This window comes from Paenibacillus sp. FSL W7-1088, assembly GCF_037969855.1.
GTDB lineage: Bacteria > Bacillota > Bacilli > Paenibacillales > Paenibacillaceae > Paenibacillus.
Genome location: NZ_CP150216.1, coordinates 2,276,668 through 2,298,951, shown reverse-complemented (window position 1 = coordinate 2,298,951; position 22,284 = coordinate 2,276,668). Strand labels below are relative to the sequence as shown.

24 protein-coding genes are annotated in these 22,284 nt (G+C 47.6%); 7 read left to right on the top strand and 17 right to left on the bottom strand.

The window, feature by feature from the left end:
* Nucleotides 1-83 precede the first annotated feature (83 nt).
* The 3 genes from hemY to hemE are packed head-to-tail and all read right to left on the bottom strand — an operon-like array spanning nucleotide 84 to nucleotide 3,515.
* Nucleotides 84-1,508, bottom strand: coding sequence for a protoporphyrinogen oxidase (gene hemY / locus MKY42_RS10630; protein WP_339850848.1), 1,425 nt, complete (start codon nucleotides 1,506-1,508; stop codon nucleotides 84-86).
* On the bottom strand, nucleotides 1,508-2,458 hold the full coding sequence (gene hemH, locus MKY42_RS10625) for a ferrochelatase (protein WP_090895541.1): 951 nt from the start codon (nucleotides 2,456-2,458) through the stop codon (nucleotides 1,508-1,510). Before hemH ends, hemY begins: the two co-directional genes overlap by 1 nt.
* Nucleotides 2,451-3,515, bottom strand: a complete 1,065-nt coding sequence (hemE, locus tag MKY42_RS10620) for a uroporphyrinogen decarboxylase (protein ID WP_063564891.1) — start codon at nucleotides 3,513-3,515, stop codon at nucleotides 2,451-2,453. Before hemE ends, hemH begins: the two co-directional genes overlap by 8 nt.
* Before the next feature lie 204 nt (nucleotides 3,516-3,719).
* On the opposite strand from hemE, the gene MKY42_RS10615 reads away from it, so the two are divergent.
* A complete protein-coding gene (locus tag MKY42_RS10615; RefSeq protein ID WP_339850841.1) occupies nucleotides 3,720-4,931 on the top strand; it encodes an MFS transporter in 1,212 nt (403 codons plus the stop codon).
* A gap of 109 nt (nucleotides 4,932-5,040) precedes the next feature.
* On the opposite strand, the gene MKY42_RS10610 is transcribed toward MKY42_RS10615, so the two are convergent.
* Nucleotides 5,041-6,267 carry a cytochrome P450 gene (locus MKY42_RS10610; RefSeq protein WP_339850838.1) on the bottom strand — a complete coding sequence of 409 codons (1,227 nt, stop codon included), beginning with the start codon at nucleotides 6,265-6,267 and terminating at the stop codon, nucleotides 5,041-5,043.
* A gap of 507 nt (nucleotides 6,268-6,774) precedes the next feature.
* On the opposite strand from MKY42_RS10610, the gene MKY42_RS10605 reads away from it, so the two are divergent.
* Nucleotides 6,775-7,986: an asparaginase gene (locus tag MKY42_RS10605; protein ID WP_090895534.1), complete on the top strand. Its 1,212-nt coding sequence runs from the start codon at nucleotides 6,775-6,777 to the stop codon at nucleotides 7,984-7,986.
* Between the two features lie 244 nt (nucleotides 7,987-8,230).
* On the opposite strand, the gene MKY42_RS10600 is transcribed toward MKY42_RS10605, so the two are convergent.
* The gene (locus MKY42_RS10600; RefSeq protein WP_090895532.1) at nucleotides 8,231-8,863 is read right to left on the bottom strand and encodes an O-methyltransferase; all 633 of its coding nucleotides are present in this window, start codon (nucleotides 8,861-8,863) and stop codon (nucleotides 8,231-8,233) included.
* Between the two features lie 241 nt (nucleotides 8,864-9,104).
* On the opposite strand from MKY42_RS10600, the gene MKY42_RS10595 reads away from it, so the two are divergent.
* The 4 genes from MKY42_RS10595 to MKY42_RS10580 all read left to right on the top strand — a co-directional run bounded on the left by MKY42_RS10595 (nucleotide 9,105) and on the right by MKY42_RS10580 (nucleotide 13,885).
* Nucleotides 9,105-10,256 (top strand): class I SAM-dependent RNA methyltransferase, encoded by a 1,152-nt coding sequence (locus tag MKY42_RS10595; RefSeq protein ID WP_339852839.1) that lies wholly within the window; start codon nucleotides 9,105-9,107, stop codon nucleotides 10,254-10,256.
* A 214-nt stretch (nucleotides 10,257-10,470) separates the two neighbouring features.
* Nucleotides 10,471-12,468, top strand: coding sequence for an LTA synthase family protein (locus tag MKY42_RS10590; protein WP_339850834.1), 1,998 nt, complete (start codon nucleotides 10,471-10,473; stop codon nucleotides 12,466-12,468).
* A gap of 97 nt (nucleotides 12,469-12,565) precedes the next feature.
* A complete protein-coding gene (locus MKY42_RS10585; RefSeq protein ID WP_090902087.1) occupies nucleotides 12,566-12,991 on the top strand; it encodes a cytidine deaminase in 426 nt (141 codons plus the stop codon).
* Between the two features lie 159 nt (nucleotides 12,992-13,150).
* Nucleotides 13,151-13,885, top strand: coding sequence for a DsbA family oxidoreductase (locus tag MKY42_RS10580; RefSeq protein WP_090895523.1), 735 nt, complete (start codon nucleotides 13,151-13,153; stop codon nucleotides 13,883-13,885).
* Between the two features lie 318 nt (nucleotides 13,886-14,203).
* Here the strand turns inward: MKY42_RS10580 and MKY42_RS10575 are convergent, their stop codons facing one another.
* Together MKY42_RS10575 and MKY42_RS10570 are read right to left on the bottom strand one after the other, a co-directional pair.
* Nucleotides 14,204-15,034, bottom strand: a complete 831-nt coding sequence (locus MKY42_RS10575; RefSeq protein WP_024629201.1) for an aldo/keto reductase — start codon at nucleotides 15,032-15,034, stop codon at nucleotides 14,204-14,206.
* A 174-nt stretch (nucleotides 15,035-15,208) separates the two neighbouring features.
* Nucleotides 15,209-15,490, bottom strand: coding sequence for a hypothetical protein (locus MKY42_RS10570; RefSeq protein ID WP_076292069.1), 282 nt, complete (start codon nucleotides 15,488-15,490; stop codon nucleotides 15,209-15,211).
* A 204-nt stretch (nucleotides 15,491-15,694) separates the two neighbouring features.
* Here MKY42_RS10570 and MKY42_RS10565 point away from each other — a divergent pair, with 204 nt between their 5' ends.
* Complete coding sequence (locus MKY42_RS10565) at nucleotides 15,695-16,093, top strand: hypothetical protein (protein WP_090895520.1); 399 nt, start codon at nucleotides 15,695-15,697, stop codon at nucleotides 16,091-16,093.
* Nucleotides 16,094-16,184: 91 nt separating this feature from the next.
* Here MKY42_RS10565 and MKY42_RS10560 read toward each other — a convergent pair whose 3' ends face one another.
* From MKY42_RS10560 to MKY42_RS10515, 10 genes are all read right to left on the bottom strand, one after another.
* Nucleotides 16,185-16,406 (bottom strand): DUF1450 domain-containing protein, encoded by a 222-nt coding sequence (locus MKY42_RS10560; RefSeq protein WP_053783596.1) that lies wholly within the window; start codon nucleotides 16,404-16,406, stop codon nucleotides 16,185-16,187.
* Between the two features lie 21 nt (nucleotides 16,407-16,427).
* Nucleotides 16,428-16,730 carry a heme biosynthesis protein HemY gene (locus MKY42_RS10555; protein ID WP_090895517.1) on the bottom strand — a complete coding sequence of 101 codons (303 nt, stop codon included), beginning with the start codon at nucleotides 16,728-16,730 and terminating at the stop codon, nucleotides 16,428-16,430.
* Nucleotides 16,731-16,874: 144 nt separating this feature from the next.
* Nucleotides 16,875-17,132, bottom strand: coding sequence for a hypothetical protein (locus MKY42_RS10550; RefSeq protein WP_090895514.1), 258 nt, complete (start codon nucleotides 17,130-17,132; stop codon nucleotides 16,875-16,877).
* A gap of 18 nt (nucleotides 17,133-17,150) precedes the next feature.
* Nucleotides 17,151-17,327 (bottom strand): hypothetical protein, encoded by a 177-nt coding sequence (locus tag MKY42_RS10545; protein ID WP_339850825.1) that lies wholly within the window; start codon nucleotides 17,325-17,327, stop codon nucleotides 17,151-17,153.
* 45 nt (nucleotides 17,328-17,372) lie between these two features.
* Entirely contained in the window at nucleotides 17,373-18,581 is a 1,209-nt protein-coding gene (locus MKY42_RS10540) for a M14 family metallopeptidase (protein WP_179265934.1), read from the bottom strand.
* A 247-nt stretch (nucleotides 18,582-18,828) separates the two neighbouring features.
* A complete protein-coding gene (racE, locus tag MKY42_RS10535; protein ID WP_090902080.1) occupies nucleotides 18,829-19,638 on the bottom strand; it encodes a glutamate racemase in 810 nt (269 codons plus the stop codon).
* A gap of 227 nt (nucleotides 19,639-19,865) precedes the next feature.
* The gene (locus tag MKY42_RS10530) at nucleotides 19,866-20,252 is read right to left on the bottom strand and encodes a YtxH domain-containing protein (RefSeq protein WP_090895511.1); all 387 of its coding nucleotides are present in this window, start codon (nucleotides 20,250-20,252) and stop codon (nucleotides 19,866-19,868) included.
* Nucleotides 20,253-20,438: 186 nt separating this feature from the next.
* The gene (locus MKY42_RS10525) at nucleotides 20,439-21,344 is read right to left on the bottom strand and encodes a DUF4261 domain-containing protein (protein ID WP_177185664.1); all 906 of its coding nucleotides are present in this window, start codon (nucleotides 21,342-21,344) and stop codon (nucleotides 20,439-20,441) included.
* An 11-nt stretch (nucleotides 21,345-21,355) separates the two neighbouring features.
* Entirely contained in the window at nucleotides 21,356-21,817 is a 462-nt protein-coding gene (locus tag MKY42_RS10520; protein WP_090895506.1) for a HepT-like ribonuclease domain-containing protein, read from the bottom strand.
* A 173-nt stretch (nucleotides 21,818-21,990) separates the two neighbouring features.
* Nucleotides 21,991-22,278, bottom strand: coding sequence for a Dabb family protein (locus tag MKY42_RS10515; protein WP_090895502.1), 288 nt, complete (start codon nucleotides 22,276-22,278; stop codon nucleotides 21,991-21,993).
* Nucleotides 22,279-22,284: the final 6 nt, after the last annotated feature.

The following is a 22,284-nucleotide window of genomic DNA, read 5'->3' as shown; positions in this document are numbered from 1 at the left end:
TCTCCCCTTTTCGCTATATGGTGCAAAAAAAAGGCCGTCTCCCCTGTAGAAAAACTCTACGTTCGAGACAGCCATGTACGTTATTATTTTGCAGCAATGAGTTGCGTAGCTTGAACTGACATTTCCTTCGCCTGTCTGATGCAGTCAGGCAAGCCTACCCCTTCATAACCAGCACCCGCAATGTATACCCCCGGCAATTTGCGGCCAAGTTCCTCCCGGAGTGCTGCAATCTGCTGCAGATGGCCTACCGGATACTGTGGCATGGATTTGCGAAGCCGAGTAATTTCCGAGAAGATCGGAACGGCTTCTACACCCATCGTTTCACGCAAGTCCTTGAGAACCAGGTCCGTCAGTGCATCATCCGGGAGTTCCACATTCTGTTCATCTCCAGAACGGCCAACGTAGCAACGAAGCAGTACTTTGTCATCCGGGCTGGTGTGCAGCCACTTGGTTGATGTCCAAGTACATGCTGTAATATTGCGACCTTCCTTACGCGGAACGAGGAAACCAGATCCATCAAATACATGTTCGATATCCTTTTTCTCAAAAGCCAGCACCACATTCGCTACCGAAACGTAATTGATTGCATCCAGAGCCGCTGTATCCACATGTGGTTGCAGCAGTTCGGATGCAACATACGTAGGCACGGTAATGACTACATCATCTGCTTCAAGACGCTCTCCGTTATCCAGTTGAATGTTATATCTAGCCGCATCTCCATTCAGAACCTCCAGGGACTGAACAGAAGTGTTCAGCCATTGATCCACGTCCTGCAATTCATGTACAAGCGCGTGAACCAGACTCTGCAAACCCTGACGGAAGTTCAGAAAAGCACTTCTCTTCGTTCCCGTATGGGTCTCTGCCGGTTTGCGGCCAGTCATCATTCCACGGATCAAACTACCATAATCCCGCTCCACTTCGCCGAATTGCGGGAAGGTTGCCTGAAGACTCAATCGCCGCATATCACCTGCATAGATGCCTGCGAGCAATGGCTCAGTGAGGTTTTCCAGCACTTCCGCTCCAAGACGGCGTTCAATCATATAACCAAGCGATTCATCCTCCGTTGTACGACGGGGAGGGATAACAAAATCCATTAATGCACGCAGCTTGCCTGCCGGAGATACAAGACCACTTCTCAGAAACGGTCTTAACTCCGTCGGAATACCGAGAACGAGTCCTGCCGGCATGGGATGCAACTTGCCACGCTGCATGATGTACGTTTTTTTGGATTCCGGATTTTGACTGACCAGTTCATGGTCCATTTCCAGCTCTTTGGCCAAATCAATCATCGCCGTTTTGCGGGCAAGGAAAGAATCCGGCCCCTTCTCAATAACGAACCCATCCCGGTGCAGCGTCTCAATCATGCCACCCATGGAAGAACTTTTCTCAACCAAGGTAATGACAGGTTCAACTCCTGCTTCCCGGTAATGCTTCCGGATATAAAATGCCGCGCTTAGGCCGGTCAGACCTCCGCCGACAACAACGACACGACGTTTATGGTCTTCCATTACTCATCCGTTCCTTGCTGCCATTGGCTAATAATGACGTCACTTAACGTTTCCATGTAAAGCGGGTCACTATTGAGAGAATCGATACGCATGAGGCGCATGTCGATCTCTTTCGCAATCGCTTTGGCCTCAATATCAAGATCATAGAGCACTTCCAGATGATCTGATACGAATCCAATCGGTGCTACAAGCACATCCTCCACCTGTTCACGAGCAAGCTCCTGAAGGGTATCCAGAATATCAGGCCCGAGCCAAGGCTCTGCTGTCCGCCCCGCACTTTGCCACGTGAACTGCCAGTTGGTAATTCCCAAACGGGATGCAATAACTTCCGAAGTCTCCAGCAGTTGCTGCGGATATGGATCACCGATATCTACAATTCGCGCAGGCAGACTGTGTGCACTGAACAGCACTCGTACATCCCCGCGTTTGGCTCCCGCTTCCTCGAAAGCATCCAATTTGGCGCTAACACGTGTGGAGAGAGCTTGAATCAATTTTGGATGCAGGTGATAACTCTCAATAAAGGACATCTGGATACCCAGTTCTTCCGCTTTCTCACGAGCGCGCTTGATGTAGCTTCCTACACTCATCGTGGAGAAATGAGGTGCCAGTACGATGCCTATTGCAGTCTGAATTCCATCCTTCGCCATCTGTTCCACGCCATCCTCAATGAACGGATATGCATGCTTCAACCCTTGATAACAACGGAATTCAACTTCTTCTGAACGGCCATCCTCGTTTAACGTCTCCTGAAGGGCCTTAACCTGATTATCCGTGTTTTCCCGAAGAGGAAATACACCCCCAACGATCGCTTCATAACGGTCGGTCAATTCCTTCAGTTGTTCCGGTTCAGGCGGACGTCCTCTGCGGATATGTGTGTAGTATGCTTCAATACTTTCCATATTCTCAGGTGTGCCATACGACATCACCAGTACACCTACTGTATTAGTCATTAGTTACCGTCACCCCAGTCTTCAAAGCTTCAGCGGAATATTCATGAATATACGCCGTGAGTTCTCTTAATTTATCCAATGATGCCTCAGGAAATAGTCCGTGCCCCAGATTGAAAATATACCCTGGCTCCTTGATGCCTTCATCAATAATCAGTTTGGCATGCTGCTTGATCAGATCCATCGGTGCAGTCAGCACATAAGGGTCCAAATTCCCTTGCACAGCAAATTTCCCGCCCAGTCGTTTACGTCCCTCGGAGATTGATACTCTCCAATCCAGCCCAATCACATCGGCTTGCAGATCATGCAGGGTTGGCAGCAATTCACCAGAAGCCACACCTGGGAAATAAATTTTCGGTACATTCAAATCCGATAATTCGGTAAAGATACGAGTAATCGTCGGCAACACATACGTTCTAAAGTCGTTTGGCGAAAGTGCGCCCACCCAGCTGTCAAACAGTTGGAATGCTTTACCGCCGTTCGCAATGTGTGCACGGACATATGTAATCACCATATCGCCCAGTTTTTGCATCAATTTATGCCACACTTCAGGTTCACTGTACATCATCGTTTTGGTACGTATGTACCCTTTGGAAGGTCGGCCTTCAATCAAATAGCTGGCAATGGTAAACGGTGCACCGGCAAACGTAATCAAGGGTACATCCAGTTCCTTGTCCAGAATGCGAATCGTCTCCAGAATATGAGACAGATCTCCTTCCACATCAATAGGACGCAAACGATCCACATCTGCCGCCGTGCGGATTGGATTGTCTATAACAGGTCCAATATTTTTAACAATATCAAAATCTATACCGAGGGAAGCAACCGGATTCATAATATCGGAATACAAAATAGCCGCATCCACACCGAGTTTACGTACCGGCATGAGTGTAACTTCAGCTGCTAGCTCAGGTTGACGGCAAATTTCGAGCAAAGAATACTTTTCTTTAATCTTGCGATATTCGGGATCATAACGCCCAGCCTGACGCATGTACCACACGGGAACACGGTCCACCTGCTGTTTGAAGCTGGCTTGAATCAGACGATCATTATAGCTCATGTAAGAAGCCTCCAATAGTTTTTGGACTCATAAATAACATTATGCCCTTTTTAAAGAGCAGTAACAACCACGTGTCGATCTGTTCCGATGACAATACTATGACATTCCTTACATCCCCTCACTCATATGCAAATTATGTTATAATGAAAGAATCGTGTTTTTTTGAAACGTTGCAGAAACGATCTGAAAGGAAGTGAAAGCACTTTGAAAACGTGGAAAGTAAACCTCATTGTGCTTTGGTTTGGACAATTTCTGGTCAACTCGGGCATGACCATGATTACCCCGTTTTTGTCCCTTTATCTCGCCAAGGATCTTGGCGTGGTTGGTGAGCATGAGATTGGCATATGGGCGGGATTTATATTTGCTGCCAACTTCCTCACCTCATTTTTGTTCCAGCCCTTGTGGGGCAAATTGTCCGACAAGTACGGCCGGAAAATTATGTTGCTGCGTTCCGGCTTCGGGATGGCGATCGTAATTGCCTTAATGGGTTTTGCACAGAACCCGTGGCAGCTCCTTTTATTACGGTTGCTTAACGGTACGATCTCCGGCTTCAACCCGGCAGCAGTTGCGCTGATCTCGGGTACAACGCCGAAGGATCGCATGGGTTTCGCCATGGGCATCAGCCAGTCCGGTCAGGTGGCCGGTACGATTCTGGGTCCGCTGATCGGCGGTTTGCTCGCTGATGCAGTGGGTTTCCGCCCTATCTTCTATATTACTGGCGGACTGATCTTCGCAGCTTCGATGCTCGCCATGTTCCTGGTCAGAGAGAAGTTTGACCGTAAGGAAGCGGCCAAACTGCCGGAACAATCCGTATTGTCCGGTCTGAAGGAACTGAACAAATCACCCCAGTTACCTGCGCTATTCGCTGTAACATTCCTGCTGCAATTTGCTATGATCAGCCCGATGTCACTCTTGCCGCTGTATGTACAGAAATTACACGGTTCGGATGTCAACGTGGCCTTCTGGGCAGGACTTGTCGGTGCTGTCACGGGACTATCCAACATGGCCATGTCCCCGATTCTCGGGAAGCTCAGTGACAGGGTAGGTTCACACAAGGTACTTACCTTCTCTCTTATCGGAACAGGGCTCATGCTTATACCTCAGGCTTTCGTGCAGACGGTATGGCAGCTCATCATCGTCCGTTTCATGATGGGTGTGTTCATGGGTGGCCTGCTTCCAAGTGTCAATGCGCTCATTCGCTCCTATACGCCAGATAGCATGATTAGCCGGGCGTTCAGCTTTAATACGAGCACACTCGCATTGGGTAACATGCTTGGAGCCGTTATTGGCGGCTTTATGGCCGGGTTCATCGGCATCGAAGGACTGTTCATCGTCTCCGGTGGGCTGCTGCTGCTCAACATGATGTGGGTAAGACTCAAGCTGTACAGAAAGCCCCCTCTGATCAGAGAACCATAACCCTTGAATTCAAATGATGTTTTGCTCTTAAGAAAAAGCCGCTTTCAGCGCCTACTATTAGGCAAGAAAGCGGCTTTTGGCATTGATTTGCTCAAACCTCAACATTGATTCATTGAGCCATCGAGTCAGATGGCTTGTAAATTGAACTTGTGAATTGAATCGGATATTCTTTCACGCCAAATACAAAAGCACTTTGAATCGGCTGCAAAACCGTTTCCGGCACAAGCTGAATGTCTTCCATTTGCCGAAGCATCGTCTGAAGTACAACCCTCGCCTCCAGTCGTGCAAGCGGCGCTCCGAGACAGAAGTGAATACCAAATCCAAAACCCATATGTCTGTTCGGCTTGCGGTCGGGCACGAACTTCTCTGCCTGATCGAATTGGGCGCTATCCCGGTTGGCCGATCCTACCCAGGATATCACCTGTTCCCCTGCCTGAATCGTTTGTCCGTTCAATTCTACGTTTTCTTTGGCGATACGCCCAATGGCCACAATCGGCGGATAATAACGCAGCGTTTCCTCTACCGCAGTCGGGATAAGTTCAGGGTGTTCTCGCAGCTGCCGTTGAAGCTCAGGTTGCTCTGACAGAACACGAACAGCATTGGTAATCAGATTGGTTGTGGTTTCATTACCGGCAGCAAGTAACAAAATGCAAAATCCGACTACTTCCTCTGCCGTTAGCTTCTCCCCATCAATCTCGGCAGCAAGCAGCAAAGAGATCAGATCATCTTCTGGTCGCTGACGTCTTTGTTCCATAATGGCCGTGAAGTAGCTCGCCAGTTCCTGCTGGTTCCGTTTCTTTTCTTCCATCAATTCCTGGAAAGCTTCATCACTGTCATCCCGTGCACCTTTCACAAGTGCATCAGACCAGTCTTTAAACTTTTGGCGATCTGAGGCAGGGACGCCTATCAATTCGGCGATCACGATAACCGGAAGTGGAGTGGCAAGATCATCGATAAGACGCATACGACCTTCTGAAAAATGCGGAGTCAATAATTCATCAGCGATTTCCTGAATACGCGGAGCTAACGCTTCAATCGCTTTAGGTGTGAACGCCTGATTAACCAGATCCCGCAATTGCTTGTGCTTCGGCGGATCTGTAGTCAGCATGCTGGCGTTAGCGCGATCACGTTCAGAAGAGAACAGTTTAGGGTTTTTTAACACATATTGCACATCTTCATAACGGAAAACATCCCAGCATTCTCGATGGTTGTCATAGCGGACTGGAGTATTGTCACGAAGTTCAGCGTACACCTGGAAGGGAAGTAATTGCTGCTCCACCGCCTCCAGCTCCCGGATCGGAATGTAATTGGCATACTTTCTGGGTGCTCGGTTCATCGTTTCTCCTCCAATCATTAATATATATTTATTTACATATAGAAATCACCTTTTATTATAGACTTAACGCTGTGGGCATACAAATATTTGGCAATAATTGAGCCTCCTTTCCTAGAACGTATTACAAAAATCGTCAAGACCTGCTAATTTATACCCCAGTGCTATTCGTCTTAGATAAGATCACTTCTGCTATGGACGATCCTGCAACACTTCCCCCCAATTTTTTCGATACCCTATCAGGTCAAAAGACTTATATGTAATAAAATATGACACAAAAATTCATATAGTATAATTTCACACTCCTTATTCTCTTTTTCACCTTCTCATATTTATCCATAAAACCTCATAAATACACTGTATACTCTATATATCTATCAATGTAACCGATTACTCTACTCATATCTATAATTGTCATATTATTTAACATGAAATACAATCAATTTGAAATCACTACATATAATCCTCAAAAAACATCACACGAAACTAACCTGAAGGAGAGTGCTTTTCATGAAAAAAACTTCAAATCTTCGTCCTTGGGCTGTATGGAGCACAGCTGCTTTGACAGCTCTGACCATCTCCCTGTCCCCAATTGGAACCTATGCGGCTCATGCGGCTACGGTAGAAGTGAGCGGTACAACCAGTGCAGTTCAGACCGCATCATCCACTCCGGCTCGCAATACAACCATCCCTGTGCTATCGGATTCGTTCAAACAATCCGCTCTGCCTAATGTTCTGGTCATCGGAACGGGTGGTACGATTGCAGGTCAATCCGAGGATGCAACCAGCTTCCAGAACTATAAGGCCGGTACACTCCCGATTGGAGAAATGGTCGACGCCTTACCGGACAAACAGAAGATTGCAGATGTTAGCACACTCCAATTCGGAAATTCAGGCTCAGGCTCTTATACCATGGCTGATCTCTATGACTTGTCTCAGACGGTAGACAAGGCTCTGGCTCAGTATGACAGCGTTGTGGTTACCACAGGTACAGATACCATGGAGGAAATCGCCTACTTCCTCGACATGACCGTACAAAGTGATAAACCCGTCGTCATTACAGGGTCCATGCGCCCTTGGACCGTTATCGGCTCCGATGCACAAGCGAATCTGTACAACGCCATCAAGCTCGCAGGCAGCGGGCGCACCACTTCATTTGGGACCGTGCTGATGTTGAACGATACGATTCAACTGGCGCGCGGCGTGACCAAAACGAATGATTATCGAACTGACACGTTCGAAACCCCGATGCTTGGTGCAGTAGGTTATATTGATGAAGAAAACATTCGAATTTATCGTGCCCCTGCACGTGCCTTGAAGCCTGAAGGTGCATTGAAACCGGCCTTTGACCTGAGCAAAATCACCAAGGCAGATCTCGCCAAGGTGGAAATTGCCATTTCCTATCAGGAAGCTGGCGGCGAGGCTATTGAAGGATTTGTGAAAGGCGGCGCCAAGGGGATCGTAACGTCCGGTACCGGAGCAGGCGGTATCTCCAAAGCAATGGGACAAGCACGCACCAAAGCGGTGGAGGATGGCGTCATCTTCGTAACGACCACTCGGACAGGTTCAGGCAGTGTATATGGCGGAGGGAAAGGTGTTATTGCCGGTGACAACCTCAGTCCTCAGCAAGCACGCATTTTGTTGATGCTCGGACTGTCCTTCAGCGATGATTTTGACACGATTAAAAAATGGTTCGAGACTTATGGAACGCCGGAAGTTTAATAAGGCACTCATCACTTTATATCTTTAAAGAAAACAAGAGACGATTCACTCCCTGTCTCAGGGTTGTGATCGTCTCTTGTTTTTGTAACATTGTCCCTCCATCTCCTGCATTGAAGATTTAGGTGCAACACGGATATCGTTCCATCTATATACTGACTTATTTATTTCAGTGGATGAGCGCAGAAACAGAAAAAACCGCTTGAATGACGTTCCAGCCGAAGCTTTGTCCTGTAAGCTGATATGCTTACTTCACCCAGGCCAGAGCCAGACCATCATAATCCGGCAGCATCGTCGTTACCAGCCGCGGGTCACTGGCCATCTGCTCGTTGAAGCGCCGAACCGCGAGGACAGCCGGACCCTGCTTGTCCGGATTAAGCGTACGGCCGCGTAGGAAACAGTTATCTCCCACAATCACCGCCCCGGGCCGCGCTAGCTTAATGGCGTAATCGAGATAAACGGGATAATTCTCTTTGTCTGCATCAATGAAGAAGAAATCGAAGGTACGTCCTTCCTGTGCCAGCTGCGCCAGACTGTCGGCTGCGGGCCCAATTCGATATTCGACCTTATCCCCAAAGCCTCCTTCCTCCAGATGACCACGAGCCATCGCTGCGTATTCCTCTTTCAGTTCCAGCGAAGTCAGGGTTCCCCCGTCACTTAAACCGCGAGCAAGACAAATTCCGCTGTAACCGCCAAGCACACCGATTTCGAGTACAGCCTCCGCTTTCGATGTCTTCGCAAGAAACGTGAGCAAACGGCCATAGGCCGCTGCAACTGAAACTTCCGGCATGCCGTTCGATCGGATGGCTTCTTTTACCTTTAACAAGAGATCATCCTCTTGAAATAATTGATTTACATATTCGTCAGGGGTCAGATTCACCGCTAAAATCCTCCTTGGACACTTGGACTGCTTTCCATATGGATGCCAATGTTCTATAATAAATGTTTGTTGTCAAACACAGGCGGTTGAACTGCTGCATCAGCTCGAAAGATGAATGCATTAGCGCACCGCATTTCTCATTGTAAGTTTTTTCACGGAAAGCGGCAAGGCCGCACCGTCACTATACAGCTGCGAGAAGCACATTCCTTCTCTGGCTTGAAATGGAGTTGAAATGAATCACATGGCTCAATTGCAATTGATTGCGACCTCGGCGATGGGACTCGAGGCTGTTGTCGCCCGGGAACTGAAGCAGCTGGGGTATGAGGATGTTACGATCGACAATGGCCGGGTTTTCTTCACTGGAGATTATATTGATATTTGCCGATGTAATCTGTGGCTGAGAAGTTCGGATCGCGTATTGGTCAAAATGGGTGAATTCCCAGCGACAACGTTCGATGAATTGTTTGAAGGTACCAAAGCATTACCTTGGGAGGAGTGGATTCCAGCCGATGGCGAATTTCCGGTAGAAGGTCGCTCCCACAAATCTCAGCTAAGCAGCGTGCCTGCATCACAAGGGATCGTGAAGAAAGCAATCGTAGAGAAACTGAAGCTGACTTATGACACGGAGTGGTTCCCAGAGGATGGGTCTCGTTATGTGATTGAGGTCATTCTGCTGAACGATCGCGCCCTGCTTACTTTAGATACGACGGGACCAGGTCTGCATAAACGGGGTTATCGTAAACTCGTAACCGAAGCACCACTCAAAGAAACGCTTGCTGCGGCACTTATTCAGCTCAGCCGCTGGAATGTATCCCGTCCATTCTATGATCCATGTTGTGGATCAGGCACCATGCTGATCGAAGCCGCCATGATCGGCTGGAACATTGCACCAGGACTGCGTCGTACGTTTAACTCCGAGAACTGGGCTGTCATTCCCGAAGAATTGTGGGAACAGGCGCGCGAAGAAGCATTTGACGCGGTTCGCGACGATATTCCATTGCAAATTTCGGGCAGCGACATCGATCCGGAAGCCATCGAAGTTGCACAGGCAGCAATCAAGAGTGCCGGCTTCGCCAACGAGATTGAAGTCAGCGTCCTGCCCGCTCATCGTGCAAGACCACAGGGCGAATATGGTGTCATTATTACCAACCCTCCATATGGTGAACGTTTGAGTGAAGAAAAAGAAGTGCAGAAGCTGCTGCGTTCTTTAGGGCGCAGTTACCTCGATTTGCCGACATGGTCCTTTTTTGCCATCACATCGACCAAATCTTTCGAGGAAGACTTTGGCCACAAGGCAGACAAGCGCCGTAAGTTGTTCAATGGACGCATTGAAACCCAATATTATCAGTATTTGGGCCCACTGCCTCCACGCAATAAAACACCGCAACAATAATATTATTGGAATGATCAAGCGCTCCTGCCTTCCACGGCTGGGGCGCTTTTTTGGTATGTATTCCGGGAGAACTATGATTGAACTTAATGACATGGCATCCGCATGAAGTATTTCTCCCCTGGGCATAGTTGAAAAGCCGTGACACCACGCTATAATGGATAAAGTCCTATTTTACATTCCGTTAACAAAACCATTCATCAGGGAGGAGACATATATGTTTGTCACTAAGCCAACACGCAGCCTTACGCCGCGTGGGCTTCTGAATCATCCACTTACGTTATATCTTATTTTTCTTGTACTCATGCTGCTCAAATTAATGTGGCTCCACCACAATCTGCACGCCTATAACATTACAATGGGGCTTCTGGACAAAGTGATTGCCATCGGTTCGCTGCTGCTTCTGTCCTTCTGGACCTGGTGGCTGCCTCGCCGGGGCATGATTATATCACTCGTTATACTCAATCTGCTGCTCACTGCACTGATCTATGCGGATATGGTTTATTATCGCTACTTTCAGGATTTTTTAACGATCCCTGTACTGATGCAAGCCAGACAGGTCGACGCTTTGGGAGACAGCATCGCTACGCTTATCTATGCCAGTGATCTGTGGTTCTTCGTCGATTGGCTGGTGGTTATCCCGTATGCAGCGATCCTGCTGTTCAGCAAACGTAACCGTCGTGGAGGTTCCATCGCATATTCGAACGGATTGAACTCTTACTCATCAAACTCCCGCAAAACAAGCATGCGTCGTCGACTCACTGCAGGCAGCATTGCCCTGATACTAGGTCTGGGGCTCGCGGTTGGTCCGATTTATTTTTATAGTAAAACCTGGGCAAAAGGGTTGTTTGATAACAACTGGTGGAACGTGTCCATGTACAACGTTACCGGACTTCTTGCTTTTCATGGCTATGACCTGTACAACTATGCCAAAGACCAGCTCGGCTCCGGTCCAGAGGTCGATCCTGCCGATTTGGAGCAGGCGGAAGCTTATTTCGCCAGCAGACAACAGGCTGACCCACTGAAGGATGAAATGTTTGGCAAGTACAAAGACAGCAATGTGATCATTGTCCAAGGTGAAGCCTTCATGAATTTCATGATTGGACAGAGCATTGGCGGTCAGGAAATTACGCCTCATTTTAACGAGCTGATGAAGGAAAGCCAGTACTACAGTCACTTTTATCACCAGACAGGTCAGGGGAGAACATCGGATGCCGACTTTGGGGCCAATATTTCATTGCATCCACTGTCGGTTGGATCTGCATTTGTCCGTTACGCAGACCATAGCTATGATTCCCTGCCTTCTATCTTGAAGGATCATGGTTATAGTACCAATGTATTTCATGCCTATGAGAGCGGATTTTGGAATCGCTATACGATGTATCAGAATATGAAGTATGACAAGTTTTACAGTAAAAATGATTTTGAACAGGATGACCCGCTTGGCTGGTCGCTGTCGGATGAGTCCTTTTTCCGCCAATCGGTTGAGAAAATGAGCAGTGAGGTTACGGAGCCGTTCTATTCTTTCCTGATTACACTCAGCAGTCATCATCCATACGCGTTACCCCAAGATAAACAGCAGCTGGATGTGGGTGAATTCAAAGGAACGATGTTTGGCAACTATTTGCAATCCGTTCATTACGTGGATTCTGCGCTCGGCAACATGGTGGAAGACCTGAAAAATCGGGGACTATGGGACAAAACGATCTTCATGTTTTATGGGGATCACGATAACTCCATCAAGGAGCAGCCTCAATATGAGAAATTTCTCGGACGTTCACTAACTGATCTGGATATGGAGCAGATTATGAACGAGGTGCCTTTGCTCGTGCATCTGCCGGACGGAGCCGCAGCAGGGACGATTGACGAGCCTGCCGGACAACTGGATGTTACACCTTCAGCGCTGCATCTACTCGGTATTTCAGATCAATCCTACTACCACATGGGAAACGATGTGTACGATGGTTCCTCCCGCATGGTGGTATTGCGCAGTGGTGCATTTACAGATGGCTCCCTGTTCTATATCCCTTCGGATGATTATCTGTATGACAGCGGCTCCTGTTACGATCTGTCTACAGGCACCAAAACGGATATTAATGCTTGCCGATCCGGTTATGACGAAGCAACAAAGCGACTGCAAGTGTCAGATACGGTTAATACGTTTGACCTGATCTCGCATTTTCGCGAGCAGCGAGCGTCTGATTCCGAATCCTAACCAGTACTGAGCGGAACGTTGCACCGTCGGAACACTGTATAATTCATATTCCAAATGTTAACCCGACACTACAATGAAATGGGGCTAGTGCATGACCATGACGTCACATCCAGATCAATTCAATATCGAACAAAAGCTGTTCGAAGAAGCTGCAAACTTTGTCAAACATCGCTATCCTCAAGGGTGGGGCGGGGCAGCTGCCGTTTATACTGAAGCTGGCTCGCTGTTAATCAGCGTAGCTCCAGAAGTGATTAATGACGCCACGCATCTGTGTATGGAAACAGGAGCCTATCTGGAAGCCCACAAATTAAACGAGCGGGTCACCCACTCGATCTGTGTGGCACGTGACGATGAGCACTCGGAATTCAAGGTCCTCACCCCTTGTGGTGTGTGCCAGGAACGACTGTTTTTCTGGGGAGAAGACGTGAAGGCTGCCGTATACGATCCAGATGGAGCTTTGATTTACAAGAGATTGGACGAAATTCAGCCTTATCATTGGACCAAGGCATACCAGGATAAGTAAGAAGTTAAACTAGAAGTGTTGAGGCTGCAGTCCGTTGCATGCTTCAGCACTTCTTTTTTTTCGAGGCTTGGTAATAACCATAACCTTGCGAATGAAGGAAAGTCGCTATATAATTGTAACTGTATTGGTTTTATTTATAGATGATGGAGGTTTTAATTGATGAATATTGAAATATGGTCCGACTTTATGTGTCCTTTCTGTTATATTGGCAAACGTCGTCTGGAGAATGTATTAGCACAATTCCCACACCGCGATGAAGTGCATTTACAGTTTAAAAGTTTTGAGCTCGATCCAAATGCTGAATTGAATAGTGGCAAAACCAACGCAGAATATCTGGCTGCCAAATACAATATGAGTGTCGAGCAGGCACGCGGCATGAATGCACAGATGAACGCCAATGCTCGTACGGCTGGACTGGAATACAACATTGATGAGATGATTCCTACCAATTCCTTCTCTGCTCACCGCCTGACCCATTGGGCAGAAACACAAGGAAAAATGCTTGAGCTTAGCGAACGACTCTTTCAAGCGATCTTCATTGAAGGTAAACATGTCGGCAATACCGATGTACTGATCGCGTTGGCTGAAGAAGTGGGTCTGGATCGCAGTGCAGCAGCTGAAGTGTTGTCCAGTAATCAATTCGCAGACCAAGTGCGTGCTGACCAGGCCGAAGGCGAACAATTAGGCATCCGGGGTGTACCGTTCTTCGTGTTTGATCGCAAGTTCGCTATATCTGGTGCTCAACCTGATGAGGTGTTCCTTGACGCGATCCAGAAAGCATGGGATGAGCGTTCCCCTTTTACCATGGTAGAGTCCAGCACCACTAACGCAGATGGCAGTGGAGTATGCACCGAAGACGGCTGCGAGGTTCCGCAACCGGATCAATCCAAATAACACAAAAGCAGCAGGATCAAGGGTAATCCCCTGAACCTGCTGCTTTTTTTATAATCTACAACTCAAGCTAATTATAAAGTTTTAGTGTTTGATGAACAGTTGCAGTGGAGGGGATGGAATTGATTCTGAAGAAGCGGAGTGTTCGCCTGAAAGCTTTCTGTAAGAAAGCTGCTTCGGAAGCATAAGCTGTTTCCTAATTTTCACCTTTTGAATATTGAATCAAAAAATTTGGAGACAACAGCGATCGGAAGAACGAACCGTAACCGGAACAACTCCAAACAGATCATTAAACACTCATTTTGGAATTGAGCTACACACTCAATCCCAAAACAGCTGATCCGGATGTGGCCCCGTCCGTTTATCCGAATCCAGCGCATCAATTAGTTTCAGCTCATCCGGAGTCAATTCAAAATCAAAGATATCTGCATTCTCGCGAATCCGCTCCGGGGTAACCGACTTCGGAATCGTCACAATCTGGTTCTGGATATCCCAACGCAGAATAACCTGTGCTGGTGTTTTCCCATATTTCTGGGCCAGACTTTTCAAAGCCGATTCCTTGTTCAGTTTACCTCTCATAATGGGGCTCCATGCCTCCAGTTGAATGCCCTGCTCCCCGCAGAAATCCTGCAGCTCCTGTTGAATCAGACCCGGATGCAGTTCCACCTGATTCACCGCGGGCACCGTTCCACCTTCATCTATGATATCGCGCAGATGGTGCACTTCGAAATTACTTACACCAATGGCACGTACACTTCCTTCGCTGTATAGACGTTCGAAAGCTCTCCACGTCTCCTTATACTGGTCTCTGCCAGGCCAGTGGATTAAGTATAGATCAATGACATTCAATCCAAGCGCCTTCTGACTTGCCTCAAATGCTCTCAAGGTCGAATCAAAGCCTTGATCCTCATTCCACAGCTTGGTTGTCACAAACAGCTCATTACGGGCAATACCGCTGCTCGCAATGGCTTGTCCCACTTCCTCTTCATTTCCATAAACGGACGCTGTATCAATGCTCCGATAACCGACTTCCAATGCGGTCTCCACCGCTTGTTGTACTTCCTTGCCCTTTGCTCGATAAGTCCCAAATCCCAGCCATGGCATCGTCACGCCGTTGTTCAGAATCGTACAATCTGTAATATGTTTTGTCATTCTGTACCTCCTGTGTGAAATTTGCCTGCTCTTGGTCTATTAACCTTCTCACCAAATTTTAAGCGGCACATTACACACAGTTTGACTAAAATCCACTTCTTGGGTCTATTCAAAATAGACATGAATAACCCGCAAAGCACTGCTGCTCTGCGGGTTCTGGTGTGACAGGAACGCTTATAGATCCCCTTGCCCATTCTGACTCTGGATCGAGTTCAATCTTCTCTTCTCCTCAATGAACATCTCTTCCGCCAGCTCAACGCCTTGACCTCCAAGCGAACGTTCAGCTTGAAGCATAGCTTGCTCGGTATGCGCCAAACGGCGTTCTGCCTGTTCAATGGTCTGTTCTGTTGGATGTGACATTGCCTGTGAAACGGCAAAATGAAGTTTGTTCACTGCATTCTGCGCCTGGGATACGGTCGTATCGGCTTGCAAACTGGAATCATAACGCTTCGGCATGAGTATTCCTCCTTGGGATCATGTTCCTGTTACCCCTTTAGGATGGTTGACATCGGCCTTCCTTATTCTTCTTTCGTTGAAACAATAAAGGATTACTTCAATGTTCCCTATATGAGATCAAGGATGAATATCAATGATGTGTATAACTTTTTCCGTTCTGACTGCGTTTAATTGATAATTACCTTTTCACAAGGAGGTGTATATTTGAAGAACTTTGGGATTGTGTTCATTCTGGTACTTTTATTACTGCTAATCAGTGGCTGCACACCTTCGACGTATGAAATAACGGGATATACAGGCTCCTCTATTAATAACGAGATTCCGGTCCCCGTGAATGCAAAGCAGCTGAGCATAACGACACATTCAGACAATCCAAACATTCTAACAGGCATTAAATATGAATTGAAACATATCGGGGGAGAACAGGGATTATATGTACCATCCGATTATTTTGAGAAGTTATCCGAAGCCGGATGGGTTGAGGTGGAAGAGGAGCGTATGGGACATGTGCATTTTCTAAAAAAAAGTGATACAATCCTCGCCATTGAGATTCAAGAGGATACCTTTGAGATTTTTGAAATGAGGCACGACTTTACGTTCTAATTTCGTACGATTCCTCATCACAACTAAAAAAGAGAGGCCGCAGCCTCTCTTTCCTTTTGTGGACAAGTTTGTCCACTGCATATCCATACAATTACTTCACGAATTTCGCTACTTTAGCAAGCACTTCTTCTTCTGTCGGAGCACTGATGTACCGACCGTTGATGAAGACAAAAGCACGCTTCGCGCAAGGACCGCAATACGATTTGCAACCAATTTTGATCTCCGTATCCGGAGCCATTTTCTCCAACTTGGCCACAATCGATTTTAGTCTGATATGATTACATTTTTCGCATACGCGGATATCGTTAGCCATGAGTTCCCCTTCTTCGCTCCCTTAGTGGTCGCCGTGGTTGCCTTGGGATGGGTTCGTAATAACGAAGCCTTCTTCAGGGAAGTAAAGGTAATCAATTTTAACGCCATCCAGCAAAGGCTGATCATTCTCAAGAATAACGTCAATCTCTTTATCGGTAGATACAACCGTATCATTGTCTTTTGGTGTATCGATATCGAGTCCGTAGTGGGCATGATCTCCATGTGCATGTGTGATCACAACGCGCAGCAATTTACCTTCGTTCTCAGGCTTGTCCAGTTCAAGTTTCAATACTTTCGCGGCATTACGTGTAATTTTGCAGTTCATATCATTCATCTCCTATATTGTAATTGCTGGTCCCAACAATTTTTCATTATTTCTAAACTCCAGCATCTATTGTAAAGAAAATTACTGCGCTTCGCAATAACATTGATGCAAAATCGATGTTAAAACCACCCATTTTGTGTCGGATTAAGACGACGCCTCCGCTGTAAGTACCGGATATTTGCGCTCCGCACGACTTACAAACCAGTTCATCAGCAACAACGTAACCCCGATATCATCTATAGGCATAAACGGCATCACGTCAGGAAGTACCCAGTAGAGCAGTGCCGGGATGATGAACAGCAACTTCTCACCCAAAGGGATCTGCGGAGCCCGCAACAGACGCGGCAGCCGTTTGAATACTTGTGTCCATCGTTTGAATGACAGCAGTCTTCTCCACTTCATATGAACCCCTCCGTATGATTATTGCACTGAAATAAAACAGCACACGTTATAGTCACTAATAGTTACACCCATCATTACCTGTTCCAGAGCGATCCGGAACGAATGATGCAATATGCAGATTAAAAAACGAACGCCGGTCACAGCGCCCGTTCCTGTTATACGAATGGACAACCCGTAAGTTTCATGTCTTCCCAACCGGATTATGTGAAGTCAGATTTCTTGGATTCCCAATCCTCCCTGTTAGTGCTCTCGATCTGTTAATAATTCAGCCAATAGCATGCCAACCTCTACGCAGATGTCATCGAACTGATCCATGGGCAGCGGGTTGACCCCGAGTCCCACTTCTACTGTGAAGCCAGGCTTCCGAAACTTCTGGATGAACCAGTCTTTGTACCCTGCATCGCTTCCACCCAGCTTAACTGCCTTGTACCCTGAGGCCCTTGCCAGTCTACGTGACAGCGGTGCACTCTCCTTTGGCTCCAAATCCCGGTAGTTCCAATAAATTTCCTGTCCCTGGCTGTGCAGCGAAACGACAGCATCGAAATGATGCTGCTCGGTCCACTGTGCAAGTGCCCACGCCTCCGGTTCCGATAAGGGAGCGGTTCCTGCATAATCTCTTGGCCCTGGGGACGTTATTCCTCTTCTAGCCGCCTCTTCCTCCCAATAAGCCGGGAATTGATCGTTAAGGTCTACTCCCCTAATATTGGATTTCCAGTGCGTAAAATGTGAGCGTCCGGCATTCCATTCCAGCAATTCTTCTGCATGGGGATGATCATTGACCACGCCCTCCTGCACCAATTCAACTCCATCCGGATTAACCATAGGGACAGCCCACAGCGTAGTTTCCTGCATCCAGCGTTCCGTCTGAAATTGATGCCACGGCGTAGATGTACTGTAAGCCTTCGCATATTCTTCAATGAATCGCATCAGAACCGCGGTAGTCAGCCACTCATTTGCATGAACAGATGCGTTGACATGAATATGTTTGGGACCTTGACCCAAACGCAGATAAGGCAAAGCCTTGCCCATGACACTGCTGCCAATCGAGCCAATCTCGATAAATGGATATTTCTTTTCCAGCAAACCGATATCACGTTTCATTTCACGGTAACCATACTCTCCCTGCAGCTTGACGATAGTTTTTCCATTTGAATCCGGAATATGAATACATCGCCCGCACCAGTCCGGAATATTCGCTATTTCTGGATTAGCTTCGCGCAATTCTTCTTCAATCAGTCCAAAACGTAATGCGATACCGGCCACTTTCTCTCCCGGTTGCACTGCATACCTGCGCCCCGTTCCCGGCATAATGCGCAGCATCTGTCCTGTCAGCAAATAAGGCTGGGACGCTGCTTCCGGGTTGAGAGCGGCAAGTAACTCCTTCGTCATATGGTTTGCTGCCGCAATACGCGACAAGGTATCTCCCTGATGAACAATAATCCATTGCAGCTCCATGTTGATCTCCTTTCCTATAGAAACTGTGTAATCTCCTGCCCCTTTCTCGCCTGTGTCCTTACTGTATGTAATATGTATGCCGATCTGGTTGTCCGTCATGTGACATGAAACGTGTAAAACCCTCCAACATAAGAACAACGTGATTGTAATCCGAAGCTCTTCTAGTTTCTGATGTGATTAAAAAAATCCCGGAACACGAAGTGTTCCGGGATTCTTATAAGCATAGAAACCAAAAAAAACGCTATGATAATTGCGTAACCTGCCACACAACTGGCGTTTTGGAGATCTGCTCTCCCAACCATTGGCGGGTAATATTCTGGAACATGCGTGGGTCCCCAGTGCAAAAAAACTGATGGACCGGTGTCTCATCCCCACTGGCCAGCTTTCGTTTATCATACAAAATCGTACTAATTTCCCTCGCCGTTTCATCTGCCGAACTGATCAGCTTCACTTCCTGCCCCATAACCTCCTGAATGGTATCCATGAGAAAAGGATAGTGCGTACAACCCAGAATAAGACAATCAATCGGCTGTTGCTTAATCTGGCCTAAAGACTGCTCCACCGTACTTGTCGTTTGCTCGGAACGGAATTCGCCTTGCTCCACCAGTGGCACAAGTGCCGGACAAGCCTGAGTGACCACATCAATATAGGGGGACAACTGTTTGAGTGCAGACGTATATGCACCACTTCCAATGGTTCCCACGGTGCCAATGACACCGATGCGTCCTGTGCGTGTCGCTGTGATGGCTGCTCGTGCTCCCGGATGAATGACACCAATGACAGGCACATTCACCTTGGCTCGAATATAGTCGAGCGCTGCTGCTGTAGCCGTATTACAGGCGATAACGATAACCTTCGGATTGAACTGGATCAAGAAATCAACGATTTGTTCCGTGAATTGTTTAACTTGTTCGGACGAACGGGGTCCGTACGGTGTCCGGGCAGTATCTCCAAAATATATGATCTTTTCCCGTGGGAGCTGACGCATCACTTCCTTGGCGACGGTCAATCCCCCTACACCGGAGTCTAATATAGCGATTGCTTGCTGCACGAACACACCGCTTCCTTCTTCATTGAATTGGTTCTGTTAACAAATTGGTTCCCAGAGCTTTCTTCCTACCGTATGAATTTTCAGGCAAAAAGGTACCTACATCTTACCCGATTTCATTGCAGGGTTCAAACAAAAATGCGGTATCGTTCAACTCCTGCACGACGAACACACAACAAAGCAGGCTCCCCTCCAGATGGAGGAAAGCCTGCTCGCGTTCAAGCTTAGCTTTAGATATTGTCTTTGGAGTCGTCGGCAGGAAGCTTCGCGATGACTTTAATACCTGACTCATTTGCTGCATCTGCATCAACGGAAGACTCAGTATCAGTAATGACGGCGGATACGCGTACTTCTTTACCTTCAGCGCAATTGCGCCAGGACTGGATATCCTGGATAACGACATCTGCCGTTTCTTTTACTTTGGATACGATCTGTGCGCTTTGTTCGCCTACCTTGCTAGCCAGTTCCTGACCTTTCTCACTCACCTGACGTGCACCTTCCGAAATATCTTGACGAAGTTCACGTCCCGATTTTGGCGCCAACAGCAAAGCTGTCACTGAACCTACAACCGAGCCGATTAATGCTCCCCACAACAAACTTTTGTTAGAATCCTTCACGTCGCATCTCTCCCTTTACCTTAAATGAAGTACCGAATAACCAAGCAACAGCCTGTTGCTCGTTAATCCGGGCGAATGCCTACTCTGTTGATGCAGTATAAGCAGCAAGGGCTTGACCTGACACTCGGATACCAAAAAAATTCTGGATGTCGTCTTTCGCACCTTCTGGCGTTATCAAGACATGCCTCAAGTCTGCCGCGCCGGCTCAAGCGGAGCAACGGCATGTTCATCACCCGGGTCCAGATCAATTACATATCGTCCTGGTGCAATTAATGCCGCCTGATGCTCACAACGCCAGCGTCGTCCGCCGGAAGATCCCAGCGTCTGTCCATCCTGTAGAACATCGCCCTGATCAAATATGTAATAGGCGGCCCCCAGCAATGTCTGGGCTACCGTATCCGGATCAAGTCCAATGAAATGACACTGTACATCAGGCACGCCAAGTGCCGACAATCCTACCGTGTCCATAACCAGCTGACGCTGTTCCTCCGTGCCCCCAGCCTGATACATGCGCACATTCATCGCAGCGTAGAGATGCTCCTCACGCTCCTGTGACAGCACATAGGCTTTCGGTTCAACCAATTTGTCACTGCCATACCAGTATAACGCCTCACAAGGCAGCACTTCCATAACAGCCTGAATCGTCTTTTGGAACAATTCGAGTCGCTGTTTGCGCGGCATGGCAGCAGTGAACATATCATGAAGCCGGATGGAATATTGGATCGTTTCCATAGCTTGTCCTGCTTCTGGCCAATGCCAGGCTTGCTGCAAAGCCCCTCCAAAGCGGGCACGATCTACAATTTCAGTAATGGGGAGAATGCACGTCTGTGCTGGAATATTACCTTCCTGAAAAGAAACCTTATGGTCCAGATGGTAGAAAACCAGCATTTCAGGTTCATGCTCCTCATTGCCTTGCTTCACGTCAAGCCGGACTTGTCCGGTATGACGACTTAGTGCCTCCTGCAAACGCCCCCGATCTATAACGGGACGTTCCTGGAATAACAGCTCAATCATATATACCGGATGAAATCCGGAAGGTATGTCATTCGTTTCATTATTTCCTTCTTGATCTTCTTTCCATTCGTTCGTCATGCTGCTTCCCCTCATTCCTTGCTCTGTCCCTCGGCCTGTGCAGTCTGGAAAGGCCCGAGTTCTTTTTCCACATAGGTATTGACCTGATGGGAAAAATGTTCAAGCACGCCCGGCAGGTCACTGCTCAGCGGATGCAGTTCAGATCGCTCCCAGCTGTAATAGTCCTGAACGAGCGGCTTGCGCAACGATACGAGGCGACTCAGCACCTCATAGGTTGCATGATCAAAAACCTTCTCTTCATGGTTAATCTGAATAATATCGTCATAGCTGCTCGCATCACGCATGATGAATCCGTCAATCAGATAACTCCCTACATCCGTAACGATTTCAATTGCGAGATGAAGACAGCGTTCCTGTACCAGACCCAGCATGAGACTGCCATCCCAAGCTTGTGAAGCACGGCGAAGACCTTCGGCCACCTCCGGTACGGCAGCAAGCCGACGTGCAATCTGTTCCCTGTTTACGTAATACAATGTGTTCACTTCCCGTTCAGTGAATTATCGGTTCCTTTTTCCTCTTCGCTTCAGCCAAAATAACATCACAGGACAAGCGATCAGAAACACGACAAAAATATATAAAAATTCCATTACGTCTCTTAAATCGCTCATGCAGAGTCCCCTTTATCCAAAGTAGAATGAAGAACAGATTAGATTTCGTAGTCCACTGCAATCGACTGCTCTCTGACCTCGTTCATATACTTGATGACTTCCTGATGCAGCGGATGTACCTGATATGCCTGAAGATCTTCCAGTGATGCAAACTCTGCCGTGAGTGAGATGTCAAAAGATCTGTCTGAACGGAGCACGTCAATACCTACTTCAAGCGAAACCAGAACATCAATTTTGCCTTGCAGATTGCGAAGAACATTCGCAGCCGCTTCAATACTTTCATTAGAACGATCTTTCATTTTAAACAGAACAATATGTTTAATCATCAGACA